Source organism: Zooshikella ganghwensis DSM 15267 (assembly GCF_000428585.1).
Classification (GTDB): domain Bacteria; phylum Pseudomonadota; class Gammaproteobacteria; order Pseudomonadales; family Zooshikellaceae; genus Zooshikella; species Zooshikella ganghwensis.
Window position 1 is genome coordinate 1 of the sequence record NZ_AUAF01000402.1, and the last position, 1166, is coordinate 1166.

The 1166-nt window shown below is 43.7% G+C and carries 1 protein-coding gene; it reads left to right on the forward strand.

Translation table 11 applies throughout. The features are described 5' to 3' along the window. On the forward strand, window positions 1–1166 hold a 1166-nt coding region (locus tag F607_RS32345; RefSeq protein ID WP_276523954.1), incomplete at both ends, for an RHS repeat-associated core domain-containing protein.

Sequence of the window (1166 nt, forward strand, 5' to 3'; positions counted from 1 at the left end):
GGTCGATTGATGAGCCAAACGGTTACAGGTGTTCAGGACCTCGACTACACCTATGACCCTGTTGGTAATATCACTCAAATCAACGATAGCAATAACGCCTCCTACAGCGCGACTTACCAATATGATGCACTGGACCGCTTGGCGCAGGAACAAGGCTACTTTGGAACTAAAAAATACAGCTTTGATCCGGTAGGCAATCGCACAAAACGTGAGTGGGTAACACCCAATACAGCTGCAGAAGGTCAGCCTAGTAACAGTGAAACTCACACACAAACGTTGACGTATAAAAAAGACAGTAATCGTCTTACGAAGGTGAATAACCAAACCATCACGACAGATGCCACAGGTCACATTACTGAGAACAATCCACTGAGCTTCACCTATGATGCCCGTGGTCGCATTCATAGTATCAGTAAAAATGGCCAGCTACAGGCGGAATACATTTATAACGTGTTAGGTGAGCGTGTCCTGAAAACCCGCTACAAAGGTGACAACAAGGAATACAGCACCTTTCATTACAACACGAATGGTCAGCTACTGGTTGATACCCTGCATGACCAAAATCGTAAACGCTTAAGTCGTCATTATATTTGGCTAGATAATATGCCACTCGCCATGATTGAAGAGGTATATCAAAGTAATGGGAAAATAGATCGCCACCAGGTTAATTACATTCATGCTGATCACCTCAATGCACCACGTAGAGCATCAGATACTAAAGGCAACACCAGTTGGGCTTGGTACCGTGATGCGTATGGTGAGGGCAATGTAAATCAAGACGTTGATGGTGATGGTAAGAAAACCTTTATTGCCTTGCGTTTCCCTGGACAATATTACGACCCTGAAAGCGGATTATTTTATAACTACCAACGCTACTATGATTCTTCCGTTGGTCGCTATACCACAACTGATCCTATTGGATTGCAGGGTGGATTGAATACCTTCGCTTATGTGGAAGGGAACCCAGTAAACCGTGTAGATCCATTTGGAGAAGTCGCTATAGCGATACCAGTTGTTATTGTTGGTCAGCTTATAGTCGATGCTGTGGCTGTAAGTATAGGAGTTTATGCTTTAACCAATGATACACCTGTTTCATCTGAAATGGCTGGTTTACAAAGAACACGTAACACTGTATCTCATGCTAGAGAAGCAGAAATACTACAGGG